Below are 24439 nucleotides of genomic sequence, written 5' to 3' on the forward strand. Positions count from 1 at the left end.
TTTTGTACCTTTTATTTTATCAAAAACTAATACAATAGATAAATACAGGTAAATATAGGCTGTTTATAGCATTGCCATAAACAGCCTATAAAAATTACTTCACCTGTGCTCCTGTCTCTATCTCTCCATCAACAGTTGCAAGCAGAAGCTTTTCCTTGTTTGGGGTTGAAGCCGCCAGTATCATTCCATAGGAATCAACTCCCCTTAGCTTTACAGGCTTAAGGTTTGCAACGAGTATTACCTGCTTTCCTACAAGCTCCTCAGGAGTGAAGTGCTTTGCAATACCTGAAACTACCTGTCTTATCTCTCCGCCAAGGTCTACCTTAAGCTTTAAAAGCTTATCTGCACCCTTTATCCTTTCACATTCAACAACCTTAACAACCCTTAAGTCTATTTTTGAAAAATCGTCTATTGTTATCTCTTCCTTAATTGGCTCCATCTTTGGCTTCTCTGCCACCTGAGCCTGCTTCATGGCCTCTTCCCGTATTTTATCAAGCTCTGCAAGCTTCTTCTCAACATCGATTCTAGGGAACAGAAGCTCTCCCCTTTGAACCTTTACGCCAGTCTTAGTTTTGCCAAATTCCTTTATGCTGTCCCAGGTTAAAATATCAGCATCAAAATTAAACTGCTCATTTATCTTCCTTGAAGTATCAGGCATAAAGGATGATATAAGAATTGAAACTATTCTTATTGCTTCTGTGAGGTTATATAAAACTCCTGCAAGCCTATCCCTTTGTGCCTCGTCCTTTGCAAGCACCCATGGCATAGTTTCGTCTATATACTTGTTAGCCCTTGATATAAGCTTCCATATTTCATCCATTGCATCGCTTATTCTAAGCCTGTCAACAAGGCTCTCAACCTTTGAATGAGTTTCAACGGCAAGCTTTCTAAGGCTTTCATCGAATTCTCCCTCAAACCTTCCCTCGGTTATAACTCCTCCAAAATACTTTTCAATCATTGTAAGGGTTCTTGATACGAGGTTTCCAAGGTCGTTTGCAAGGTCTGAGTTTATCCTCTTTATGAACATCTCATTGTTGTAAAGGCCGTCTGAGCCAAAGGGTATCTCCCTTAAAAGATAATATCTTATTGCATCCACACCAAAGTGATCTGCAAGGACAACGGGGTCAACCACATTACCCTTTGACTTAGACATCTTGCCTCCATCGACAAGGAGCCATCCATGCCCAAATACCTGCTTTGGAAGTGGAAGATCAAGTGCCATAAGCATTATGGGCCATATAATAGTGTGAAATCTTATGATATCCTTTCCAACAAGGTGTACGTCTGCAGGCCAGTACTTTCTATAGAGCGTGTCATCATCGCTTCCATATCCAAGGGCAGTTATATAGTTTGAAAGGGCATCAACCCATACATATATAACATGATTTTCGTCGAAGGTTACAGGTATTCCCCACTTGAAGGAAGTTCTTGAAACGCAAAGGTCCTCAAGGCCCGGCTTTAAGAAGTTGTTTATCATTTCGTTCTTTCTGCTCTCAGGCTGAATGAAGTCAGGATGCTCTTCAATATGCTTTAAAAGCCTATCCTGATATTTTGACATTCTAAAGAAGTACGCTTCCTCCTTTGTAAGCTCAACTGGCCTTCCACAGTCAGGGCATTTTCCATCTACGAGCTGAGTTTCTGTAAAGAAGGATTCACAGGGTGTACAATACCAGCCTTCGTAGTGCCCCTTATAAATATCTCCCTTTTCATAGAGCTTTTTAAATATCTCCTGAACGGCCCTTTCATGATAATCATCTGTGGTTCTTATAAACCTGTCATAGGAGATGTTAAGCAGCTTCCAGAGGTCCTTAATACCTGCAACTATTTCATCTACATATGCCTTTGGCGTTGTTCCCTTCTCCTTTGCAATTCTTTCAATTTTCTGGCCGTGTTCATCTGTTCCCGTTAAGAACATTACATCATATCCCGTAAGCCTTTTAAACCTTGCCATTGCATCAGCTGCAACGGTTGTATAGGCATTTCCTATATGAAGCTTATTGCTTGGATAGTATATAGGGGTTGTAATATAATAGGTCTTTTTTTCCATGATATTTCTCCTTTCTATTATGGTAATATAATCTATTGTGCTACTACTGTGAAAAGCCAATTGGAATAAAAGTAGAAAATGTCTACAGGTAGGCGCTGCGATAAAAAATATATTTCATTCACCAGTACGCTTAGCAAAGAAATTCTAAGGCTTGGGATTTGAAAAATCAAGAACTTTCGTTAAACTCGCTTCTCTTAAGTCACGAAAGTTCTAGGGATTTTTTTGCATCCCTTCGCCAAGAATTTCTAATTGCTCGCTTTATGTGAATTTCATATATTTTTTATCTCCGCTTATGCACTACAAAACGTTAAGGTAAATATAAAAGCTTTCTTAGATTAAGTTTAGCTATTAATATTAAAACTGTTTTCATAATCATGTGGTGAATTTTGTTTCATAAAAATAAAAACCCCGCTCCCTAATAGATAGGGGCGAGGTACCGCGTTACCACCCTAGTTCACCTGTACTTCACAGCACAGGCCTCAGCAAGTGACTATCATCACTGTGCAATGTAACGGTTGCACCCGTAACAGCCTACTAAAGTTCAGCTGCCATGCTCCAGAACCATCTTCACATATCCCTCCACCACCGGCTTTCACCTTACCCGGCTCTCTTTAGGCTTTAGAATATGATACTCTTTCCTTCACAGCATCTTTTTATTATAGTACATAATTTATTAAATTATGTCAATATAAAATCTCCTCTATCTTTGAAAATATTCTGTTTAACATAAGCCCCGGACCTCTCATCTGATATATCTCAACAAAATATCCCTGTCCCATAACATCATCCCTTCCAACGGCCTTAAGTATGACCTCATCCTCTCCATCTCCGTTTATATCAATAACGTCCTCAAGGGTTCTTACATAGTAGGAATACCTTCTTCCAGGCCTCGAGCCAAAATTATATATCCTCCTCATACCATTCTTTATGTCATATACCTCAAGAAGCTGTATATTCCCCTTTTTAAATGTCATATTATTTCTAAACACATGGGATACTATTACGCCCTTATCTATCTTTGAAATGCTGCTCACTTCCCTTACATTAAAATCCCTTTTGCCTTTAAAAATAAACTTGCTGCCGTTAAAATCATAAAAATACAGCAGTTTCTTTTTATCTCCATCACCCACAACTGCAATTCCATTATCCACATAAAAGCTCCTGGGGATTATGTCCTCACCTATTTTACCTGAATATACTTTACTTAGCTTTTCTTCATGGAATTTAAAAACCTCAACATCCCCTCCCCTTCCAAGTACAACCGCCTCATCAATACCATCCTTATCAATATCTCCACACCTTAGAGTCAAAATATTTGAAAGGGATACTTGTCCCTCTGCATATACGCTTCCACTGCCATCAACCAGAATTATTTTGTTTTGCGGACTTATTCCGCATAAATCCATACCCTTTTTGAAAGTTCCGCTGCAAATGAATTGTATTGGCATATTTACCCTATAGATGAACTGACCTATAAGCTCCTTTCCAACAGGGTTTAGCCTGTAGACTTCTGTGTATTTAAGCTTGTTTGATATTCTTATAAGGGATTGTTTTCCCTCTATATCTATTATTGCCAGATATTTTCTTCCAAGGGTCTTCATATAAAGCTCATCCTGGGACAGGCTTAAAAGATTATCCCCCTCAAAGCTTTGAAAATATTCGCTGGATGTATAAATTTTATGAAGTCCTATTAACCCTATATCATTAAGCATGAAATACGAAATCCATCTTAAGGATGACAGCACAAGAAGGATTGTCGATATAATATATACAATCCTGTTTACAGAAACGTTGTCTGCCTTTTTATTCTTCTCAGGGTTATTGAATACAACGCAGGTACCCGAGGCATTGTCGTGGAAGGTTTGAAGCCCTTTGTCAAACAATCCATATATATATCCGATATAAAACAGGGAAGATGCAAACCTGTATATCTCCCTTTTAAGGCATATTGCAAAGTCGTATTTTACAAGCTTAACTCTTAAAAGCATCATGCCGATTGTTGCACCAAAGAGCGCTGTTGTTATGTATCTGTAGAGGAAAAATATTAAAAGGCTTATAAGGTATCCCCATACGCCAAGTAAATCAAAAAAAAGATATATTATGGAGAATATAATATAATCCACTATAAAGGCAGCAAGGCGGGAAACAATAAGCATGTAGTTCATATAATCACCTAATACTTATGTTTCCCACTTTCTTTCATTTTAGACCACAACCTTTTATTTACCTTAACTTGTTGTGTTGCTCTGAAAAGTTCATTGGAATAAAAGTAGAATACTTCCTTTGTGCAGAAAGTTTTTTTAGTCACTTAAAAAACATATAACATATGTACACTGCTGCCAGGCTTCCTGCTATGTGGGCAATAAGGGCTGCCGGGAGGCTGTGCCTTACTTTTTTAATCTGACAGACTCCAAAGTAAACTGACAGGGTATAAAATATTGTCTCGGTTGACCCCATCATAACTGCTGCAATTTTTCCCTCAATGGAATCTACTCCGTAGGTTTTCATTATATCGGTCATAACCCCCAGTGCGCCGCTTCCCGACAGGGGCTTTATGACAATCATCGGGATAACCCCTTCAGGTATATTTAGAAAATGGGATAACGGGCTAATAATGTTTATAAGATAATCCATGGCCCCCGATCTTCTAAATACGTCTATTGCAAAAAGCATGGTGAGAAGGTATGGCGCAATCCTGTACACCGACTGGAACCCATCCTTTGCCCCTGCGACAAAGGTTTCGTATACCTTAACCCCCTTTAAAATGGCGGTAAATAAAATAATCATAATAAGTATCGGTATTATAAAAACGCTAAACCCCATAATCTAAACCTCATCTATAAAATCTTTTTAAAAATATACTTGATATAATTCCCGATACAAGGGCAATGATCGTTGTAATAACGCCTGGAAGTATTATTTCCGTTGGATTTGAGGACTTAAGACCTGACATAATGGATAGAACGGTTGTAGGCAGAAGCTGAATGCAGGCTGCGTTTACTATAAGAAAGGTTACCATGTAATCCGATGCCCTCTCCCTATCAGGGTTTATCCGCTGAAGCTCCTCCATTGCCTTTATTCCAAAGGGGGTTGCTGCATTTGAAAGTCCCATCATGTTGGAGGCTATATTCATTATGATAGCCCCTGACGCCTTCTTGTTCTTCCTTTCAAGCCCCGGAAATAAAAGCTTCATGGGAAAGGAAAGTACCTTTGCAATAAAGTCCACTATCCCTGCCCCTTCGCACAGCTTCATAATCCCTGACCATACTGCCATTATCCCCCCAAGTCCTATTAAAAGCTCTATTGACTTCTGTGCAGACTCTGTCATAGTCTCCATAAGCCCTTTCCCATCGCCTTTAAGTAGGAAGGATATAATCCCTGCTATTATCATTAAAAACCATATCCAGTTGATCATTCCACCACCTCATAATAAATCTATGCGGTATTTTATGAAATCTGTACTTTTTTCAGTGGTGTCCATTACATCAATTTATAATTTAACTTGTTATGCTAGTACAAGACGCCAAAAATCCATACCCAATAGGGCAATAATGAATTAACTAATGGATATTTATATAAATCGAATTACTATAGTTTATATGAGAAAACTGATCGATAGGATAAGAGTAAATCGAGAGCAAAGAGAAAAGCTTATAAAAATTGTAAAGGCCCAAAAGTACGTGAACAGCTACTAGCGATACGAATAACAACAAAAAAGGGAGATCGATGTTCTCCCCTTTTCTATCATCAACCAATCACCATCCACTGACCACTATCCATTATTCTATAATTCCAACATGGTTTGATTAAAACTCCGTTTGGTATCCTAGATTTTTCAATGCCTTGAATCGTGTCCACGGGCAAATTTTTTCGTAAACCTTCAGTCGTGTAAAAACCTCCGATGTCCCATAAATTAATTTCCATTTAATTCATATTATAACAAATTAATCATATTTGTAAAACTAAATTTTTTCTGTATTATATATCAAACCCTATCTTCACATTCTTCATTTTCTTCTGTTCAGGAGGCTTTGCAGCGTAAAGGCATATAAAGTAAAAAACAGGCTTCTCAAATCATGCTTTGAGAAGCCTGTTTTTAGTTTGATAACCAATATCTTATATCTGATGAGGCTGGTACCGATCCTGCCACCTTTTAAAAATTATTCTTCACTCCCAACAATTGTTGCCTTTACCTTCAAATCCTCAGGTATAGCAATATTAAGCTTCTCTGCAGCATCTAGATTTATCACAAGCTCCGTATCTGAAAGAGAATCTATTGGCATGTCCTTTGGATTTTTTCCCTTGAGTATTTCGACTGCCATTTCTCCGGTTTGATATCCAAGCTTATAATAGTCTATACCTTCAGTGGCAAGTGCTCCCAGCTTCACCTCATCCTTTACAGCACCTATGATAGGTATCTTCTTTTCTGCGCAAAGGGATGCTATCATGGCCATCGACGATGCAACAAGATTGTCAGCCGGAGCGTATAGAACGTCTATATTATTGGTTAGGGAACCAATTGCCTGTGGAATCTCGTTTACATTTGTAATGCCCGAAGTAACTATTTCCAGGCCAAACTCAGAAGCTAACTTTTTAGCCCTCTCAACCTCAACCTCTGAATTAACCTCGCTTGTATTATAAAGTATTCCAACCCTCTTTGCCCCTGGCAACAGCTTTTTTAATAATTCAAACTGTTTCTCCATAGGAGCTGCATCAGTTGTTCCTGCAACATTCGTCCCGGATACCTCGAAGGATTTAACAAGCCCCGCCTTCAATGGGTCAGTTACTGCCGTAATGAGTATCGGAATTTCCTTTGTTGCGTTATAGGCTGCTTGAGCTGATGGCGTTGCAATGGCCAGGATCATATCTACCTTATCTGATACGAAGTTCTCTGCAATTAATTGAGCTGTGGGTATATCCCCCTGCGCATTTTGAAAGTCTATTTCCAAGTTTTCTCCTTCCTTATACCCGTTGGCCGCCAGGGCGTCAATAAATCCTTTTCTGGCATCATCCAGAGATTTATGCTCTACAATCTGTGAAATCCCAATTTTAATTTTGTTTTCCCTGTGCTTTGAAGAATTTGATGATGTGCCTCTTGTACACCCTGTTAATACAGACAAACACAATGCAAAAATCATAATTGAGTAAACAACTTTCTTTTTACCTTTCATACTCATTTCCTCCTTAAATTTTCAAATTATGATTTCATAATCCAATCCATCATTTTTCAGTGTATAAAAAAACAGACCTCCTCCCATGGGGCGAAGGTCTGTTCACGGTACCACCCAAATTTATTGCTCTTTTAGATAACGGCATACACCGGCTCAGCCTAATCTCAGTTGCGATTTCAGCCTGCTACTTAAGGGTGAATTTCAACAGCCATAGTCTGCGGGTTCTCAGCTCCCCCCGCTCTCTGTAAAACCTCCTGCTGATTACTTGTCCCTATCATTGTATTTTTATGGCAGCAATTTATTTATACATATTATATCAGTTTTGTAAAAATTATCAATTAAATAAACTTAATATTTAATGCTTCCAGGTAAATTTTAAAAGGTTTTCTGGTACATATATCCACTAACACTATCTGATGAAGCTACTATGGCACCTTCTCCTGGATGGAAGGACAAAAAGGGATTATTTAAGAAATAATTAATATGTTTTTAATATTCTGTGAGGCATCATGTGTTATAATATATAAAACTAATGGGGTAATGACATCCTGGTAGGGCTCCAGAATGTGGAGGTGGAGAGATGCTTTTTAAACCCGATGAAGTTGCCAACCTTAAGAAGGGCAGCAAAGTACTGGTAGAAATTAAGGAAGGAGATGTAAGGGTATTAAAAAGAAACTACTGTGGTGTGTATGAACTTTACAACATGAACAACCCATATATATCGGAATACTTTGAAGACCTGAACCTTTTTAAAAACCGATATGGAAGTGTTCATAAAAAATTTCCACTATATAACTTATCAAGGCAGCGCCTTGATATATATCCAGCAGCAGAACGTATGGAGCTTAATGAGATGATGAAATGGTTTTCCGACTACGGTAAAATACTTTATATAAAATCCGCTAAAGTTGGAACGCTGACCATTGAATACTACAGGTGGATTTCAGATATGGAAAACACAGTTTCCAACTTTCAGATTGTAAAGGATGGAGATGAATTCACATTAAATATAGCTGTGAGAAATTCCAGTGAAAGAATGGAAATGGTTGGGTAAATTAAGCGGGCAGGCAAAAAGTCTGCCCCTATTAATACATGCCATCCATTCCTGGCAAAATTCTTTAGGATGGAGAATTTCACATCATTCTTTGTCATAGTTTCATCAAACTATTATCCCCCAACTCTTTTTACAAAATTTACAGCATCCTCCCTGGTTTTAATATTGCCATAAAAGGCCTGCTCCTCCACCATCTTTAATAATTTTCCTATCCTACTGCCCTCTGCACCGGTGATATCCATTATATCCCTGCCTGTTAGAAACTTTTTCCTGCTGCTTTCATATCTATAATATCCATCAATTAAATTCAATATAAAATCGGAGTATTTTCTGCTTTCTCCATCTTCATCTAAAAGGCTTCTTGTGGCAGTTATATCATAAAGTGAGCATAGAAGGACGTCTATGGTGTTATCCTGTAAATCTGCAAACAGCCTGTAAAGTGCCCTGTCCGATGCACCCTGCTTGAATAGTCCAAGTATTCTCATGTGCCCTGCAATGATGCTTTTTATTATCTCCCTTTGCTTTATGGACATGGCAAGCCTTTTAGCTATCTCTTTAAATTCCTGAACTCCTATTTTCTCATGCCCTCTAAAGCTTACAATACCCCCATCCATATTTACTGCCTTCGGCTTTCCTATATCATGGAGAAAGACTCCTATTTTGGTTGTATATATTCTTTTTCTTCCGTTTATGTTTTCATCAAGATGATTTTTTATTTTTCCGCCATGCTCAGTATCAAATATGTTGCTTATATTTTCCTCGAAAAACTTTAAAGTGAGAAGGGAGTGGGTGTATGCATCAACAACGTGGTATCTGCACTTTCCAAGTTTCTTCATAGGCCTTATAATTGGAAATATCCTTTCAAGAAGATTGAGCTCATCAAGCTTTTTAATGTATACATGGCTCCTATCGCTTTCAAATATTTTATAAAGCTCCTCTAAAATCCTCTCGCCTGGCATAATGTCTAAAAGATATGCCTTATCCCTTATGATCTCAGCTGTATCTTCATCTATTGTAAAACCAAGCCTGCTTGCAAACCTGACGGCCCTTACCATTCTTAGGGGATCATCACATGCTGCACTGTTTGAGACAAACCTTACAACCCCTTTTTCTATGTCCTCAATTCCTCCTGTAATATCTATTGTTTCAAAGTTCTTTAAATCAATGGCAAGGGCATTTATTGTAAAGTCCCTGTTTTTAAGGTCCTCATATATGTTAAAACCCCTTAGATTTGTAAAATCTAATACAGTTTTATCCACAACAACCCTTGCAACATCGCTGTGCATATTGACATAAGAGCCACTTAAAATTTCCGCAATATCCCTGGCAGTGCTGTGGCAGTCTCCATTTACCGCAAAGTCATAGTCGGAGGGAGTTCTTTTCATAAACATATCCCTAACTGCGCCGCCAACCATATAAATTTCAAGGGATTTGTTCTCTGCATATTTTCTTATTATATCTATATAATTCATTAAATATCCTCCTAGGCAGTTTCATAGGCCTCTCCAAATATTGTCTTGTTCTTCCTTATGTATCCCTTTTCAACAAGGACCTCCAAGGTTCTTATAAGGCTATCCACATCCCTAACCCTATTTCCATCTAACTTGTTTAACAGGCTTAAAAGATCGTCTGGATATACTGGGAGGTGGGGCTTTATCATTTCATAGAGCTCGATGTCCTTTTTATTAAGCATTTCAAAGAGCTCATCAAATGGATTTTCCGTATGGTTGCTTGTACTCTTTGCCATTCTTATCCTTACGGGTATTGTTCTTCCAAAGATAGCCGAGGATATAAAGGCATCCCCCGAGCGGAGGTATGGAAGCCTCTTTGCCTCCTCAGGGCTTATATCAGTTTCCTTCTGTATGGTTTCTATATCCGATGCCCTTACCGTTCTAAACACAAGCTTTGTGTTTAGCTGTGCCGTTACGGTTTCATCAAGAAGTGTGGGCCTCTGGGTTGCAAGTATTAAAAATACACCGTACTTTCTTCCCTCCTGGGCTATTTCCTTTATAATGGACTTTGCAGAGGTTTCGTATCCCTTTGGAGCGAAATTGTGGCTCTCGTCAAAGGCAAGCACAAAGGGAGGGAAAAACTCTGCCGCCTCTCCCCTTTGAAGGCCGTCCCTGTAATCCCTTCTTTTGTGATAGAGGTTGTTTATGATGTAGGTTGCAAAAACGTTAAGTATTTTAATCTGCCCCTGAACCACAGCCATTTTACCCTCAAGGAGGCAGTTTTCAATCATCTTTATATCGTTTGTAAACAATCCTTCCCTGTAAAGGCTCTGTAGCCTCCAGTGAACTCCATTTACCGAGGCCGAAGGAAGGCTTCCGTACTGCCTATATATTTCAAGCATCCTTTTGTATCTATCCTTTTCTATTTCATCCTCTGCACCGTTTAATCTATCCTGTATTTTCTTTTCGCTTCCAAGCTCCTGTGCTTCCCTTAAAAGGGAAAGCCTTTCTTCAAATGTAAAATAGGTGTCCCTTGGCTTGTGGATCTGGCTTATTACGTTTACCATAGGCTCGGTTAATGTTCCTGCAGATGCTGCACCTATAAGGCTTATTAGGTCGTTGGTGCTAAGATCTGTAAACTTAACACCTATGTGCTTACCTATTTCAAGGCATTTAAACTTGTTTGAAAAGTCCCCCCTGTATTTTTCATCAAGGCCGTCGGAGGATAGGGTAAAGTCCATTTCATAATGGGGGTCAAGTACAACCGTTGGAATGTTCAGGGACATAAGCTCCTCAAGTATTACCCTCATTCCAAAGGACTTACCGGAACCTGAGCCTCCGAATATTCCAATATGGGGGTACTGCTGCATTGATCTTATATCAAAAATGAAGGGAACGCCTGTCTGGGGATATATCTTCCCGTCCTGAAATATACACTGAAGATCCCTGTATTCATCCTCCAGGGTTTCATTTAGTTCCTCAGTGCTTTTGATAACCCCAAGGACAAGCCCCTTATCAGGGGATGATTTTACAAAGAGATCCTTAACCTCATGAAACTCTGGGAGCCTTACCCTGGAGCCCGTTGAAACAGGGTATTCAGTTTCAACTATAAGCCTTACCCTTGCAATGTAGATAGTGTTGTCATCAACGTTATATCCAAGGCTTCTAAGGGACTGAAGTACCTTGCTGTCGGCCATCTCACCGTTTATGTTTAACGGTATGTATTTGTTGTAAGAAGTGGTTTCAACTACCTCCCCCCTTAAATTTCCCTGGGACTCATCCTCGATTATAAGAATCTGGTTTATTTTAAAGGGACTTTTATCCGATACGACATAAACCTCCTGCTGGTTTGTAATTCCCGCTACCTGCATATAATAACCTCCTATCCTCTTTTACTTCTTTTAGGGTTTAAGAGCATTTCCCTTATTTCCCTGCTTATGGTGCTTTCCACAAGGCTTTTTACCATTTCATCCGTTACCTTTACCTCTTTATCAACTATATCAAGCCATAGTGGTATTCCCCTTCCCTTCTCAGGGGTCAGTGTATATATTAAATCCGCATATTTTAGTGCCTCTACATACTGCTCCTCAATAAAATCAAGGCCTGCAACCTGGGGATCCTCTGAAAGCCTTACATAGCAGCTTTTTATACCGCTCTCGGATTTTTTTGATTTCAAATCCCTTCTAAATTCCAGCATCTCACCTTCATTTAAAATGCCAAAGAGTACCTCCCTGTCGTATAAGATGCTGTCATTAAGGTTAAGCTCTGTCTTTAGTATCTCTGCTATGTCCTTAGTCTTAACTTCCTCTGTAATGCCTATTATTATCTTTCCTGTAGATATTGCCTTTTCCTTAAACTTTTTCCATTCAGATGGACAGTCTATTCCATAGTGCATAAGAGAACCGTCCATGAATATGACCTTTGATGAAAAGCTTTCCATTGCAAAGGACGCTGCCTGAAGTTCAAGCTTTGACATTCTGGCCCTTCTTTTAAGCTCATCCTCTGCCTGTCCATCTTCATCTTCAAACAGTGGAACATATACGTCCTGAAGAATTATGTCTTCCTCCTTCGGAAGAGTGGATTTTGCCATTGACTGTATAAGTGATATGTAGTGGGGGTATATTCCTCCATAGCTGTTTATTGAACCATCAACTCCAACAATCCCCCTTTTTTCAGTTATATTTTCAATCTCGTAACCACTCAGCTTCTTAAGGGATACGGGTTTTCCCATTTTGTCGTATATTATAGATTTAATTTTATTTCTCTCTAAACCTTCATACATCTCTTTAAACTTCTTATCTACGGCCATGAGCCTTCCCCTAAGGTCCTCAAGCTTCATTTAATCACCTCGTATATAATTTTAGTACATTAATAATAATTTTTAAATAATGAGTGTCTTTAAAGCAAAACTAGCTCTGCATGAAACAAAATTCACCACAAGATTATGAAAACAGTTTCTAGATTAACCCGCTTTTCAGTTCAGAAACTAAGCGGAGATAAAAAATATATGAAATTCATATTTTTCAAATCCCAAGCCTTAGAACTTCTTTGCAAAGCGTACTGGTGAATGAAATATATTTTTTATCGCAGCGCCTACCTGTAAACATTTTCTGCTTTTATTCCAATGGGCTTTTCAGAGTGGCACAAAGTGTTAAATTAAATAAGATTATTTAACATTTTACAAATTCATCCTTTACAGTATTGACTTTAATTGGTATTTTTGTTATTATCTAATTGTTAATTGTCGAACATTGTTGAAGAGGAGGGAATAAGGTATGAAGTCTACAGGCATAGTAAGAAGAGTGGACGAGCTTGGAAGAGTAGTTATTCCAATAGAATTAAGAAGAACGCTCGAAATCGCTGAGAAGGATGCCCTTGAAATCTACGTGGATGGTGAGCAGATAATATTAAAGAAGTATCAGCCAGCATGCATATTCTGCGGAAACGCAAAGGACGTTGTAAACTTTAAGGGTAAGAATATCTGCCAGAGCTGCCTTGGTGAATTAAAGGGTGAATAAGATACATATAACCTGTGCCTGTGGCACAGGTTATTTTACTTTCAGTTATTCCATATCGATGCTATATTTATATACCTCGGACTTTGGAAGATCCCTCTCCTTCGCCACCCTTTTTATTGCTTCCTTCTTGCTCATCCCCTGATCTATGTACATCCTAATATGTTCCCCTATGCCCATTCCTTCAAACTGGCTTTTTGCTTCCTCCTTTATCTCCTCATCGCTTTTACCTTCAATGGCCAGAACGTATTCTCCCCTTGGTTCCTTTTCCTTATATATTTCAATTGCGTCAAGGAGGGATACCCTTTCTATTTCCTCATACCTTTTGGTAAGCTCACGACATATTGATATCCTCCTGTTTCCAAAGGTTTCATAGAAATCAGCCAAAGTTTTCAGGAGCCTGTGGGGGGCTTCATAGAAGATCATGGTTCTTCTTTCATCCCTTATTTCTTCAAGACGGGCCCTCCTTTCCCTATTATCCCTTGGAAGGAAGCCTTCAAACACAAACCTTGACGTATCAAACCCAGAAACCACAAGGCCGTATATTGCAGCTGATGCCCCCGGGATTAAGTATATAGATATATTATTTTCAATTGCAAGCTTCACAATATCCTCCCCGGGATCCGATATCCCTGGAGTTCCTGCATCGGTTGTGATAGCTACAACCTTCCCTTCCTTAACCATGTTTATTATCCTTTCTCCCATTTCCCTTTTATTGTGCTCGTGGTAGCTTATAAGGGGCTTTTTTATTTCAAAGTGGTTTAATAGCTTTAATGTCTGCCTCGTATCCTCAGCAGCTATTATATCCGCTTCCTTTAGTATTCTTATGGCCCTTAAGGTTATATCCTCAAGGTTTCCTATAGGCGTTGAAACAAGGTATATTATTCCCTCCATCCTACAACCTCCCGTATATTCTATTTATTTCATCTGTATATCTTCCATCCTCATTGTAAACGTATAGGGGTTCCTCCACTAAAAGAAAGTCTCCCCCTGCCTTTACAGCTTCAATCATAACCATTGAAGGCCTTTTGTTTATCTTTGGATGTATAAACCTCATCCTCTTTGGACTAAACTTGTTTTTATCAAGCCCAAGTATAATATCCTTAAGCCTTTCTGGCCTGTGTATCATATAGAGCCTTCCTCCACCCTTTAGAAGCCTTGATGCAGTAAATATTATCTCGTCAAGGTTTATAAGTATTTCATGCCTTGATACTGCCTTTTTGTCATGGGGGTTTATGATTCCTGTGCTTCCCTTTTTATATGGAGGGTTTGTTACAACAACGTCAAAGGAGTTTACGCCTATGTCCTTAAAGCAATCCTTGATATCCCCTCTGTGTATTCTTATCCTGTCCTCAAGGCCGTTTAGCCTTATACTTCTTTCAGCCATCTCGGCAACCTCTTCCTGTATTTCAACCCCTATAATCTCCTTCGGTTCATATTTTCCATGAAGAAGAAGAGGTATTATTCCCGTCCCTGTTCCAAGGTCCACTACCCTTTCCCTCTTTTTAACCTTTGAAAAGCTTGATAAAAGGACTGCATCTATTCCAAAGCAAAACCACTCAGGGTTTTGTATTATTTTAAGACCTTTAAGTTCAAGGTCGTCTATTCTTTCGCCCTCTTTTAACATAAATGCCTCCCAAGTATTTTCTATTAATATTTTTGCCTAATATATTATAATTAAAAAGCAGTATAAAAACAAAAAGAAGTTAAATGGCGGACAATATAAAAAAAGGCCCATTTTGGGCCTTTTTTTATGTAATTATTCAGCAACTGGAGCACCTACGGGACAAACACTGCTGCAGTTTCCGCAGTCTATACAGCTATCTGCATCGATAACATATGTTGTATCTCCTTGACTTATAGCATTTACAGGGCATTCTGCTGCACATGCTCCGCAGCTTATGCATTCTGATGTTATTTTATATGCCATATGTTTCACCCCCCTTAGGATACACTTGTATCACATTCTATTTTAACATTATATAACAAATAAGAAAAGCAAATATTTTGATTTTAGCTAAATGTATACCAGAAATATAAGCCTATTACATTATTCATCGAGAAGAACATCTATGTCCTCTATCTCATCCTTAACCTGGCTTATTTCGCGGTGGATGTCCTCCTCTGAAATCTCCTTATGTTCATATTCACCCGATATGAGCTGAACAACATATATGGAGTATGTTCTTATCTCAAATTCATCCCTATTTACAGCTATTTTAACCTTAACACTTTCTCCAAGTATGTTGTTTTCAACAACCTCTCCTTCTCCATCGGGTGTTTTTACGATGGATCCTACCGTTGGCGTTTTCTTTCTTATATCCTCATAGGTACTCTGCTCATAGTTTAGGCAGCACATGAGCCTTCCGCAAAGTCCGGAGATTTTTGCAGGGTTTAGGGAAAGGTTTTGCTCCTTTGCCATTTTTATTGACACCGGCTCAAAGTCCCCAAGGAAGGTTGAACAGCAAAGGGGCCTTCCGCAAGGACCAATCCCGCCTACCATCTTTGACTCATCCCTTACACCTATTTGCCTCAGCTCAATTCTTGTTCTAAAGATGGCTGCAAGGTCCTTTACAAGTTCTCTAAAGTCTATCCTTCCGTCTGCAACGAAATAGAATATTATTTTATTGTTATCAAATGTGAACTCAACATCTATAAGCTTCATGGCAAGCCCGTGTTCTTCTATCTTCTTTAAACATATATCAAAGGCTTCCTTTTCCTTTGTTTTATTCTCGAGGTTTTTAGTCTTATCTTCTGGGGTTGCAATCCTTATAACCTTCTTTAAGGGAGCTACGATTTCGCTTTCATCAACTTCCCTCTTTCCTATGACCACTTCGCCAAATTCAAGGCCCCTTGCAGTTTCAACGATAACATAGTCTCCCTGCTCTATATCAAGTTCATAGGGATCAAAGTAATATATTTTGCCGGCCTTTTTAAACCTTATACCTACAACAGTAATCATTCTATACCTCCTGTATATTTAAAACCATAACCTCTATGGTTAACTGATAGTTGGAATTTTGCTTTAGTTTTTCACGTGTTTCCTTAATTGTATCTATTATCCTGCTGAGTTTATTATATGATACAAGCCGACTTTCCTCAACTAACAATTCATAAAAATCCGCATTAATTACAAGCTCCTTATCCCTGCTGTGTTTAATAATTATAATGTCCCTGTACCAAATTGAAAGTATATCTAATATATCATTTATTTTATCCTTATTTTTAACAAAAAAATCCGTAAGCTCCATAAGCTCCCCCGGCCTGCTCTTTGGAAGCCTCCTTGCAATATCTATAGTTTCAAGCCTGAGCTTTAAATAATTTTCATCGAAAAACTTAAGTGCTCTTCCAACTATTCCATCGCTGAAGTTTACAGCCGTTTTTATTTTATCCTCATCATAGTTTTGCTTCCTTAAAAAATTTTTAATACTATCCCCTGAAGTTCTTGCAAACCTTAAAATCTGACATCTTGACTGGATCGTTGGAAGTATTGAATTAAGGTTTTCTGCAAGCATTATTATAGTTGTATCCTCTGGAGGCTCCTCCAGGGTTTTAAGTATTGCATTTTGTCCCTGAACAGTTATATTATCTACCTTCTTTATAATAACGATCTTCCTATCCCCCTCATAGGGCTTTGTATATATTTCATCTATTATATTTCTAACGTTTTCAACCCCTATGGATTTCGTTTCTCCTGATATTATCTTCACATCGGGATGGTTATTATTTTTTATTTTTATACATGAACTGCATTTTCTACAGGGCTTTTCTTCTCCCCTGCATAAAAGGGAAGATGCCATATATAGCGCAAATATACTCTTCCCTGTTCCATCAGGGCCCGTTAATATATATGAATGGGATATTCTTTTGTTTTCAAAGGCTCTTTTAAAGGATTCCTTAACGAATTCCTGACCTACAACACTGAACAAATATATCACTCCTGTAAATTCTGGAATTTATATAAAATGTTTTTAAGGACCGAATATATCGGTCCTTATATCTTCTCAAACCTATCTACGTCAATTATAAATACTGTAGCCCCACCTATTGTAATTTCAACTGGAGCAGGAACATAGACCCCTGTCCCTCCAATTATTGGTGCCGGAGGCGACACTATGCCCTTTCTTGTTTTGCATACATCCCTAATTATGTCAAGAACTTCGTCAACCTTCTCCTTTTGAACTCCTATTAGCAGAGTTGTATTGCCCGCCTTTAAAAAGCCTCCTGTTGTTGCAAGCTTTGTAACACCATATCCCTTTTCGGTTATGCTGCTTATAAGCTCACCGGCGTCATCGTCATGGACTATGGCAATAATTAGTTTCATAATAACCCTCCCTTTAAAATAAAATCGATTTTATCCTTTATGATATGATGTATTTCGTCAATTCCAAGGGTTCCATCAATGGGTACTATCCTGCTGTACTTTCCCTTTATATTATTATAACCCTCAAGTACCTTTTTATGGAAGAGTATATTTTCCTGTTCAAGCCTATCGAGCTTACCACCTCTGTTTTTTCTCTTTATCCCTTCCTCAGGCGGGAGGGTTATAAGAAATGTAACATCAGGCTCCTCCCCTAAAACCGCATAGCGGTTTATGCTTTCTATCATATCCTCCCCAAGGCCCCTGGCGTATCCCTGATATACTATTGAGGAATCAACAAACCTGTCTGCAATAACTATCTTGCCACTTTCAAGGGCAGGCTTTATAACTTCATGTACAAGCTGCGCCCTGGATGCTGCATATAAAAGGGCTTCGCAAACTGAGTTCATTCCCTTATTTTCAGGATCAAGTATTATCTTCCTTATCTTTTCGCTTATAGGCGTTCCTCCAGGTTCCCTCGTAAATAAAACGTCATATCCCCTTGACTCAAGATGTTTTCTAAGAAGATTTATCTGTGTGGACTTTCCTGAACCATCGGGGCCTTCAAATGTTATAAACAATCCCCTCATGTGTACCTCCTGCTATTCAACAACATATATATAATTTGCTGTTCCATCTTCTATTCCGTTTAGTGGTATATTATTTGCCTTAATTAGTTCTATATATTCTATTATATCATAAGTTATGACTTCACCGGGAAGCACCACAGGTATTCCAGGAGGATAGGGTGCAATCATTTCTGCACTTATAAGGCCTGCTGACTCCTTAAATTTCACTTTTCTTTTTGGTCTGTAGTATGCCTCCCTCATATTGATTGATGGTTGAAACCCCGGCATTTTAAATTTTAAATCGATGGTTTTATCCTCCCTGTTTTTTTGTGATATTTCATATAATGCCTTATACAGCATCTCAAAGCTGTCCTTTGTATCCCCAACGCTTGATATAAGGGTTGCGTTATATATATCCGACATTTCAACCTGTATCCCATAATTTTTTCTAAGTATCTCCTCCAGCCTTCTTCCTCCAAAGGGAGACTTAATAACTATCTTTGTTAAGTCTACGTCATATATCGATGCCTTTCCTTTACATCCTTCGTCTAAGACTCTATAATAACCCAGCCTTGAAATTTTGTTTTTTAAATCATAAATATTTTCTAAAAGCTCATCTAAAAGTTCTTCTCCCCTCCTCTCCATTATGTGCCTTGCCGCATCTATTGAGGCCATGAGCACATAGGATGGGCTTGTACTCTGAAAGAGCCTCATCATAAACCTTACTCCATCAGGATCAATACCTTTGTTTACGTTTAAAAGTGCAGTTTGAGTAAGGGCCGGAGTTGTTTTATGAAGGCTTGCAACTGAGATGTCTGCCCCACACTCCATGGCACTTTTGGGAAGCTTTTTGCTAAAGGGAAGGTGGGCCCCATGGGCCTCATCAACCAGTACAAGCATATTTCTTTTATGGGCTTCCCTGACTATCTCCTCAAGATTGGAGCAGGTTCCATAATAGGTCGGATAGGTTAAAACGATTGCCTTTGCATCCCGGTTTTTATCCATCGTTTCTTTCACTTCATCAATGTCAAGGGAGACAGCAATGTTAAAACCATCGAGTACCGTAGGGTTTATATAGACTGCATCAAGGCTTCCTATTAGACAAGCCATGTGGACCGACCTGTGGCAATTTCTCTGAACAATTATCCTATCCCCCGGCCTCGTGGTGCCAAGTATCATGCTGTATATTCCCGAGGTGCTTCCGTTTATCAAAAAGAAGCTTTTATCCGCACCATAGGCCCTGGCTGCCATCTTCTCAGCCTTTAAAATCATTTCCTCGGGCATATGGAGATTATCAAGTCCCGGAACCTCAGTATTGTCCATTTTATATAAATTTTTCCTTATTATTTCAAGTTCTTCAAAACCCCTTCTATTGTTTTTATGCCCCGGCATATGAAAAGGGACTATGTTTTCATCTATGTATTTTAAAAGCCCCTCTAAAACAGGCATATCCTTCAACGCAATCAACTCCCGTCAGGTATTTTTTATTTTAATTATATTATATAGTTTTACAGTTTTTAAATAGACCAAAAATAACACCGCCGTTAGTAGTGTTTTGTTCTACACTTCAGCCTCCTTTTTTTAAATCCCAAGCCTTAGAACTTCTTTGATAAGGGTGCTGGTGAATGTTTGTAAATCGCTTTCGAAGTGTTACCTTGCTTATAGTATAAAATGATTAAGAGGTTCTCCCGCAGGAGTTTGTTTAAGAAAACGCTAAAAGAAAGGGCACTATGGCCTGCTTATCATAGTGCTCTTTATGCTTTGTCATTAAATAAGTTATAACTCATGAGCCTGTTACCTATAGTAGTTCCTTAATTTTCTGCATCTGTATTTTCTTAATTCTGTCCTTGTAAAAGTCATACAATATATGGTTTACTGGTACTTCCTTTATGCTGATCATACAAAGGGAACATATGTCTTTATCAAACAGCTTTATAGACTTTGACGTTTCTTCTCCGCATACAGAACATATCATAATATCACCATCACAAATAAATGTTATCCATATTATTCCCCTTTTTTTCCATATTATTCGCTGTTATAAAAAATTGATACAAACAGATATCAAAAACTTATTAGCGGCAGGCATTCAGAAAGGCCTAAAATATAAAACTTTCAAGCTTTAAAAGTCACATTGTAAATAAAAAATCACTCCCTAAGGAGTGATTATCTACATCTATATGCCTCTATTTTCTTTAAAAGGGCATTGCTAGGTTCAAAGTTAAAACTGTAGAGCTTTCCGTTCTTTTCAAATATACATCTATAAGCCTGCCCTCTTCTGCCGGTACATGTAAAGGTATATTCTTTTTCAACGTTTGGAGCCGCTGTATTTGATGGTAATTTTTCAAGGGATACAATGTTTTTTATATTAAGATTTAGTTCTACCCTTCTCTTATTTCCGTCAAACCTTTCAATTATAAGCTCTTTGTCGATAATAGCATATCTATATTTTCTTTTACTCTTTCTCCATGCAGTCAGTCCAAGAATAATTGATGCAGATAAAACTCCATATCCCACGTAATCGGATTTTTGAATTGCATCTCTTGCACTGTATAATATAAAGGCTACATCAAATGCAAGAACAACGTATATAATTTTTAATAAAAGCTTGATTAACCTTTGATATTTGTACTCAACTATTTCCCTGTATAACGTCCCCATGTCAATCTCCCTCTATTAATAGATTTAAACAAAGATGATTATACAACCTTTGGGACATAAAGGCGAACTTAAAATTAATCTTCTATATGTGTTTAAACATTAAAAGCGTTGTTTTAATGAAACTATTATGCTGTATCTCATAAGATAACTCTTAACCTTCATTTCTTTAAGTTTTACAAATGTTTTATCATATTAAAATATTTTTACTTCATTTTTCTGATTATATTTACAATTTGTCCTTTAGAAATCTATGTCTTTCCCGTCGTATATATTTTTAAGTACCATAATCATATCCTCACGTGAAGCCTTTACGGGGTTGACCCTTGTAGAACCTGAAAGGGAATTTTCAACCAGCAGGCTGAAGTCCCTGTCAAAATCCTCACTTGATATCCCCATTTCCCTAAAGGATAATGGTATATTAAGCTCCCTGTTTAAGTCCTTTATAGCCTTTATAAAATCATCCCTGCCTATCCTTTTAGCAAGATAGGCTAATCTATCCTTTACCTCATTGTCCCTTGAATTATACTGGAGAACATAGGGAAGCACCACTGCATTTATGAGTCCATGGCCATAGTTGTACCTTCCTCCTATTGAATGGGATATACCATGGGCCATTCCAAGCCCGACGTTTGAGAAGGCGCACCCTGCAATACACTGATAGTTATGCACCTTTTCTCTGCTCACTTCATCGCCATATTTATATGATAGTGGAAGATATCTATACAAGCCTTCCACCGCTCCTGCAGCTAAAACTTCAGCAAAATCATCTATGTTTTTGTTAATATAGCATTCAACTGCATGGGTCATTGCATCCATTCCCGTCTCTGCAACAACGTTTTTAGGCATTGAAAGGGTTATGGTGCTGTCGAGTATAGCTATATCAGGAACAAACGCTTCCGTCTTTAGCCCTTTTTTTATATTCCTATCAACATAGGTTACAACGGCTGCCCTTGTAACTTCCGTTGCCGTTCCTGAGGTTGAGGGTATTGCTATGAACTTTAATTTCTTTCTCTCCCGTGGAAGAGGTCTTTCAAGGGCGTTATCAAAATTAAGTTCAGGATATTCATAAAATAGTGACATGATCTTTGCAGCATCTATTGGAGAGCCTCCCCCAACACCAATAACCACATCCGGTGAGAATTTTCTCATTACCTCTAAACCGTCAAGCACCGCATCGGTTGTTGGGTTTTTAGTAATTCCTGAATATACGTGCACACAGCAGCCCTTTTCTTCTAAAATCGATTTTATCCTGCCTATTGTCCCATTTTCAAACATAGACTTTCCGCCCGTTACTATAAAGGCTTTTTTAAAATCAAGCTCCTTTAAGTACTCAATGGAGTTTTTTCCTGTAACTATGGCATCTCCATGGAATCTTAAAAATTTCATAGGTTATATCACCTCTAAAAATATACTAATGTTATTTATATTTTATATCTGCATTTGATTAAAATCCATAAATATTCTGTTAAATGGCAGTAATTGTATATTAAATTGTAGTTTGACTCTCTATAAATCTTTGTATGCGCCTTAGCGCTTCCAGAATGTTGTCCATGGAAGATGCATAGCAAGCCCTTATAAACCCTTCACCGCAGGCACCAAAGGCAGTTCCAGGAACGACTAATACCTTCTCTGTCATGAGCAGTTTCTCGCAAAACTCGTCCGAAGTCAAACCTGTAGATTTTATAGATGGAAAAACATAAAATGCACCTAAGGGCTCGAAACAATCAAGTCCCATCTTTCTAAACCCATTCACCAGTACACGCCTTCTCCTGTTGTATTCCTTCACCATTTCATTCACATCGTCTTCGCAATTTCTTAGAGCTTCAATTGCAGCATACTGTGCTGTTGTAGGAGAACACATGATAGCATACTGATGAATCTTTTTCATTGCATCGATCAATGCCGGATGTCCACATACATATCCCAATCTCCAGCCTGTCATTGCGTAAGCTTTTGAAAAACCGCTGACAACGATAGTCTTGTCCCTCATCTCGGGAAAGCTGGCAATAGATACATGGCTTGTTTCGTATGTGAGTTCAGCATATATTTCATCGGATAAAACGATCAGATCTTTATCCTTAAGCACTTCTACAATCGCTGCCAGTTCTTCTCTTGTCATAATAGCCCCCGTCGGATTGTTAGGAAAGGGCATGATGACAACTTTAGTCCTTGGGGTAATGGCCTCTTCAAGCTGCTGAGGTGTAAGCTTAAACTGATCCTCAGCCCTAAGATTAATAACTACTGGAGTTGCCCCTGTAAAGATAGTGCATCCTTTATAAGCAACAAAACTTGGTTCTGGAATAATGACTTCATCCCCAGGACCTGCCAGTGCTCTAAGGGCGATGTCAATCCCTTCGCTTCCGCCAACGGTAACAATAATTTGATCCCTTGGATCATACTCTAGATTAAACTTCCTATTTAAGTACTTTGCAATTTCCTCACGCAGTTCAAGAAAACCTGCATTGGAAGAATAGTGGGTATGCCCTTTTTCCAGAGAATAAATGCCAGCTTCTCTTACATTCCACGGCGTAACAAAGTCAGGTTCTCCAACTCCTAAGGATATAGCTCCCTTCATTTCATTCATTAAATCAAAATATTTTCTTATTCCTGAAGGAGGGATATTCTTTACATGTGTTAAGATCATATCCTCAATCTTCATATAATGATTACCTCCCTGTCATCTACCGGCTTATCTTCAAAAATAGTTCCCTTATCCTTATACTTTTTAAGTACAAAGTGTGTTGATGTGCTCAGAACAAATTCCTGAACGGCTAGTTTTTCCGATACAAACAAGGCTACTTCTTTCATAGTTTTTCCTTCTACGATCACCGTCAGGTCAAATCCTCCGGACATCAGGTAACATGCCTTTACCTCCGGAAATCTATAGATTCTCTCCGCAACCTTATCAAACCCCTCTCCCCTTTGTGGAGTCACTTTTACTTCAATTAATGCTATTACGCTTTCTTTGCTCGTCTTCTCCCAGTTGATTAGCGTAGTATACCCTACAATAACATTCTGTTCTTCATATTTTCTAATAGCTCCTCTCACTTCCTCAACAGACTTTCCTGTCATAATGGCTATTTCTTCTTCAGTATATTTGCTGTTTTTCTCTAAAATCTCAAGGATTTCTTCCATAAATCTCTAACCTCCTGATTTTTATATAATAAAAAACTCCTTCATCCATGAAAGGGACGAAGGAGTTTTTCGCGGTACCACCCTAATTAGTGCCTTAGGCACTCACTCTACTGGAATTAAACATTCCATTCCTCTGTAACGTGAGGACACGTCCGTCTCTAATGTGGGGATTAAAAACAATAATCCCCAGTTCTCGATAGGAAATTCAGGGGCTGCATTCCACAAAGTTCCACTACCGTGCTTGCACCATCCACCGGCTCGCTAAAAGTTTTCCTTTGTGTACTCCTCCCCGTCATAATTTTTAATCAATTTATTAGTATTTATCATTCATTATAATAAAAACAATACGACTACTCAATAATTTTTTAAATTTCTTCAAAGTTTGTTCATTGTAAAATTAAATGCAACAGATAGAATAAAAAAATAGCAACCATAGTGAAAATCATGTATGATATAGGTGTCTAATCCAAACATAC

General features: G+C 38.3%; 23 protein-coding genes and 3 other annotated features. Of the genes, 2 read left to right on the forward strand and 21 right to left on the reverse strand.

From position 1 onward, the window contains the following. Positions 1-94: 94 nt before the first annotated feature. The 5 genes from metG to EDD71_RS12615 all read right to left on the reverse strand — a co-directional run bounded on the left by metG (position 95) and on the right by EDD71_RS12615 (position 7218). Complete coding sequence (gene metG, locus EDD71_RS12595; protein ID WP_133629096.1) at positions 95-2047, reverse strand: methionine--tRNA ligase; 1953 nt, start codon at positions 2045-2047, stop codon at positions 95-97. Between the two features lie 421 nt (positions 2048-2468). Further along, positions 2469-2700 (reverse strand) — a binding site (T-box leader). A 30-nt stretch (positions 2701-2730) separates the two neighbouring features. Beyond that, positions 2731-4212 (reverse strand): RDD family protein, encoded by a 1482-nt coding sequence (locus tag EDD71_RS12600; RefSeq protein ID WP_133629097.1) that lies wholly within the window; start codon positions 4210-4212, stop codon positions 2731-2733. Between the two features lie 139 nt (positions 4213-4351). Further along, positions 4352-4870, reverse strand: a complete 519-nt coding sequence (locus EDD71_RS12605; protein ID WP_133629098.1) for a spore maturation protein — start codon at positions 4868-4870, stop codon at positions 4352-4354. 10 nt (positions 4871-4880) lie between these two features. After that, on the reverse strand, positions 4881-5462 hold the full coding sequence (locus EDD71_RS12610) for a nucleoside recognition domain-containing protein (RefSeq protein WP_133629099.1): 582 nt from the start codon (positions 5460-5462) through the stop codon (positions 4881-4883). A gap of 745 nt (positions 5463-6207) precedes the next feature. Further along, positions 6208-7218 carry an ABC transporter substrate-binding protein gene (locus tag EDD71_RS12615; protein WP_133629100.1) on the reverse strand — a complete coding sequence of 337 codons (1011 nt, stop codon included), beginning with the start codon at positions 7216-7218 and terminating at the stop codon, positions 6208-6210. A gap of 83 nt (positions 7219-7301) precedes the next feature. Further along, positions 7302-7505 (reverse strand) — a binding site (T-box leader). 293 nt (positions 7506-7798) lie between these two features. Here EDD71_RS12615 and EDD71_RS12620 point away from each other — a divergent pair. Beyond that, positions 7799-8272: a hypothetical protein gene (locus EDD71_RS12620; RefSeq protein ID WP_133629101.1), complete on the forward strand. Its 474-nt coding sequence runs from the start codon at positions 7799-7801 to the stop codon at positions 8270-8272. A 113-nt stretch (positions 8273-8385) separates the two neighbouring features. Here EDD71_RS12620 and EDD71_RS12625 read toward each other — a convergent pair whose 3' ends face one another. Genes EDD71_RS12625 through EDD71_RS12635 form a run of 3 tightly spaced genes read right to left on the reverse strand, consistent with a single transcriptional unit; the run spans position 8386 to position 12562 of the window. Then, on the reverse strand, positions 8386-9744 hold the full coding sequence (locus EDD71_RS12625; protein WP_133629102.1) for a CCA tRNA nucleotidyltransferase: 1359 nt from the start codon (positions 9742-9744) through the stop codon (positions 8386-8388). 11 nt (positions 9745-9755) lie between these two features. Further along, positions 9756-11594 (reverse strand): ATP-binding protein, encoded by a 1839-nt coding sequence (locus EDD71_RS12630; protein ID WP_133629103.1) that lies wholly within the window; start codon positions 11592-11594, stop codon positions 9756-9758. Between the two features lie 11 nt (positions 11595-11605). Next, positions 11606-12562 (reverse strand): DNA double-strand break repair nuclease NurA, encoded by a 957-nt coding sequence (locus EDD71_RS12635; protein WP_133629104.1) that lies wholly within the window; start codon positions 12560-12562, stop codon positions 11606-11608. A gap of 436 nt (positions 12563-12998) precedes the next feature. Here EDD71_RS12635 and EDD71_RS12640 point away from each other — a divergent pair, with 436 nt between their 5' ends. Next, on the forward strand, positions 12999-13241 hold the full coding sequence (locus tag EDD71_RS12640) for an AbrB/MazE/SpoVT family DNA-binding domain-containing protein (RefSeq protein WP_133629105.1): 243 nt from the start codon (positions 12999-13001) through the stop codon (positions 13239-13241). 45 nt (positions 13242-13286) lie between these two features. On the opposite strand, the gene rsmI is transcribed toward EDD71_RS12640, so the two are convergent. The 13 genes from rsmI to EDD71_RS12705 all read right to left on the reverse strand — a co-directional run bounded on the left by rsmI (position 13287) and on the right by EDD71_RS12705 (position 23963). Continuing rightward, positions 13287-14132 carry a 16S rRNA (cytidine(1402)-2'-O)-methyltransferase gene (gene rsmI / locus EDD71_RS12645; protein ID WP_133629106.1) on the reverse strand — a complete coding sequence of 282 codons (846 nt, stop codon included), beginning with the start codon at positions 14130-14132 and terminating at the stop codon, positions 13287-13289. A gap of 1 nt (position 14133) precedes the next feature. After that, positions 14134-14865: a tRNA1(Val) (adenine(37)-N6)-methyltransferase gene (locus tag EDD71_RS12650; protein WP_133629107.1), complete on the reverse strand. Its 732-nt coding sequence runs from the start codon at positions 14863-14865 to the stop codon at positions 14134-14136. A 132-nt stretch (positions 14866-14997) separates the two neighbouring features. Then, complete coding sequence (locus EDD71_RS12655; protein ID WP_133629108.1) at positions 14998-15168, reverse strand: DUF362 domain-containing protein; 171 nt, start codon at positions 15166-15168, stop codon at positions 14998-15000. A gap of 120 nt (positions 15169-15288) precedes the next feature. Continuing rightward, entirely contained in the window at positions 15289-16200 is a 912-nt protein-coding gene (locus EDD71_RS12660; RefSeq protein ID WP_133629109.1) for a PSP1 domain-containing protein, read from the reverse strand. A 1-nt stretch (position 16201) separates the two neighbouring features. Beyond that, on the reverse strand, positions 16202-17167 hold the full coding sequence (gene holB / locus EDD71_RS12665; protein ID WP_133629110.1) for a DNA polymerase III subunit delta': 966 nt from the start codon (positions 17165-17167) through the stop codon (positions 16202-16204). Between the two features lie 65 nt (positions 17168-17232). Further along, complete coding sequence (locus tag EDD71_RS12670) at positions 17233-17562, reverse strand: cyclic-di-AMP receptor (protein WP_133629111.1); 330 nt, start codon at positions 17560-17562, stop codon at positions 17233-17235. Beyond that, positions 17559-18188, reverse strand: a complete 630-nt coding sequence (gene tmk / locus EDD71_RS12675; protein ID WP_133629112.1) for a dTMP kinase — start codon at positions 18186-18188, stop codon at positions 17559-17561. The genes EDD71_RS12670 and tmk overlap by 4 nt, the downstream gene beginning before the upstream one ends. A gap of 12 nt (positions 18189-18200) precedes the next feature. Continuing rightward, positions 18201-19616, reverse strand: coding sequence for an aminotransferase class I/II-fold pyridoxal phosphate-dependent enzyme (locus EDD71_RS12680; protein ID WP_243116465.1), 1416 nt, complete (start codon positions 19614-19616; stop codon positions 18201-18203). Positions 19617-19965: 349 nt separating this feature from the next. Beyond that, on the reverse strand, positions 19966-20142 hold the full coding sequence (locus EDD71_RS12685; protein ID WP_133629114.1) for a sigma factor G inhibitor Gin: 177 nt from the start codon (positions 20140-20142) through the stop codon (positions 19966-19968). A 191-nt stretch (positions 20143-20333) separates the two neighbouring features. Then, positions 20334-20828, reverse strand: a complete 495-nt coding sequence (locus EDD71_RS12690; RefSeq protein ID WP_133629115.1) for a hypothetical protein — start codon at positions 20826-20828, stop codon at positions 20334-20336. A 240-nt stretch (positions 20829-21068) separates the two neighbouring features. Then, positions 21069-22214 (reverse strand): iron-containing alcohol dehydrogenase, encoded by a 1146-nt coding sequence (locus EDD71_RS12695; RefSeq protein WP_133629116.1) that lies wholly within the window; start codon positions 22212-22214, stop codon positions 21069-21071. A gap of 100 nt (positions 22215-22314) precedes the next feature. Beyond that, positions 22315-23487: an aminotransferase class I/II-fold pyridoxal phosphate-dependent enzyme gene (locus tag EDD71_RS12700; RefSeq protein ID WP_133629117.1), complete on the reverse strand. Its 1173-nt coding sequence runs from the start codon at positions 23485-23487 to the stop codon at positions 22315-22317. Then, complete coding sequence (locus EDD71_RS12705; protein ID WP_133629118.1) at positions 23484-23963, reverse strand: Lrp/AsnC family transcriptional regulator; 480 nt, start codon at positions 23961-23963, stop codon at positions 23484-23486. The genes EDD71_RS12700 and EDD71_RS12705 overlap by 4 nt, the downstream gene beginning before the upstream one ends. Before the next feature lie 49 nt (positions 23964-24012). Next, positions 24013-24268: a binding site (T-box leader), on the reverse strand. Positions 24269-24439: the final 171 nt, after the last annotated feature.

Origin of the sequence: Fonticella tunisiensis (genome assembly GCF_004364155.1) — a bacterium.
Classification (GTDB): Bacteria; Bacillota; Clostridia; order Clostridiales; family Caloramatoraceae; genus Fonticella; species Fonticella tunisiensis.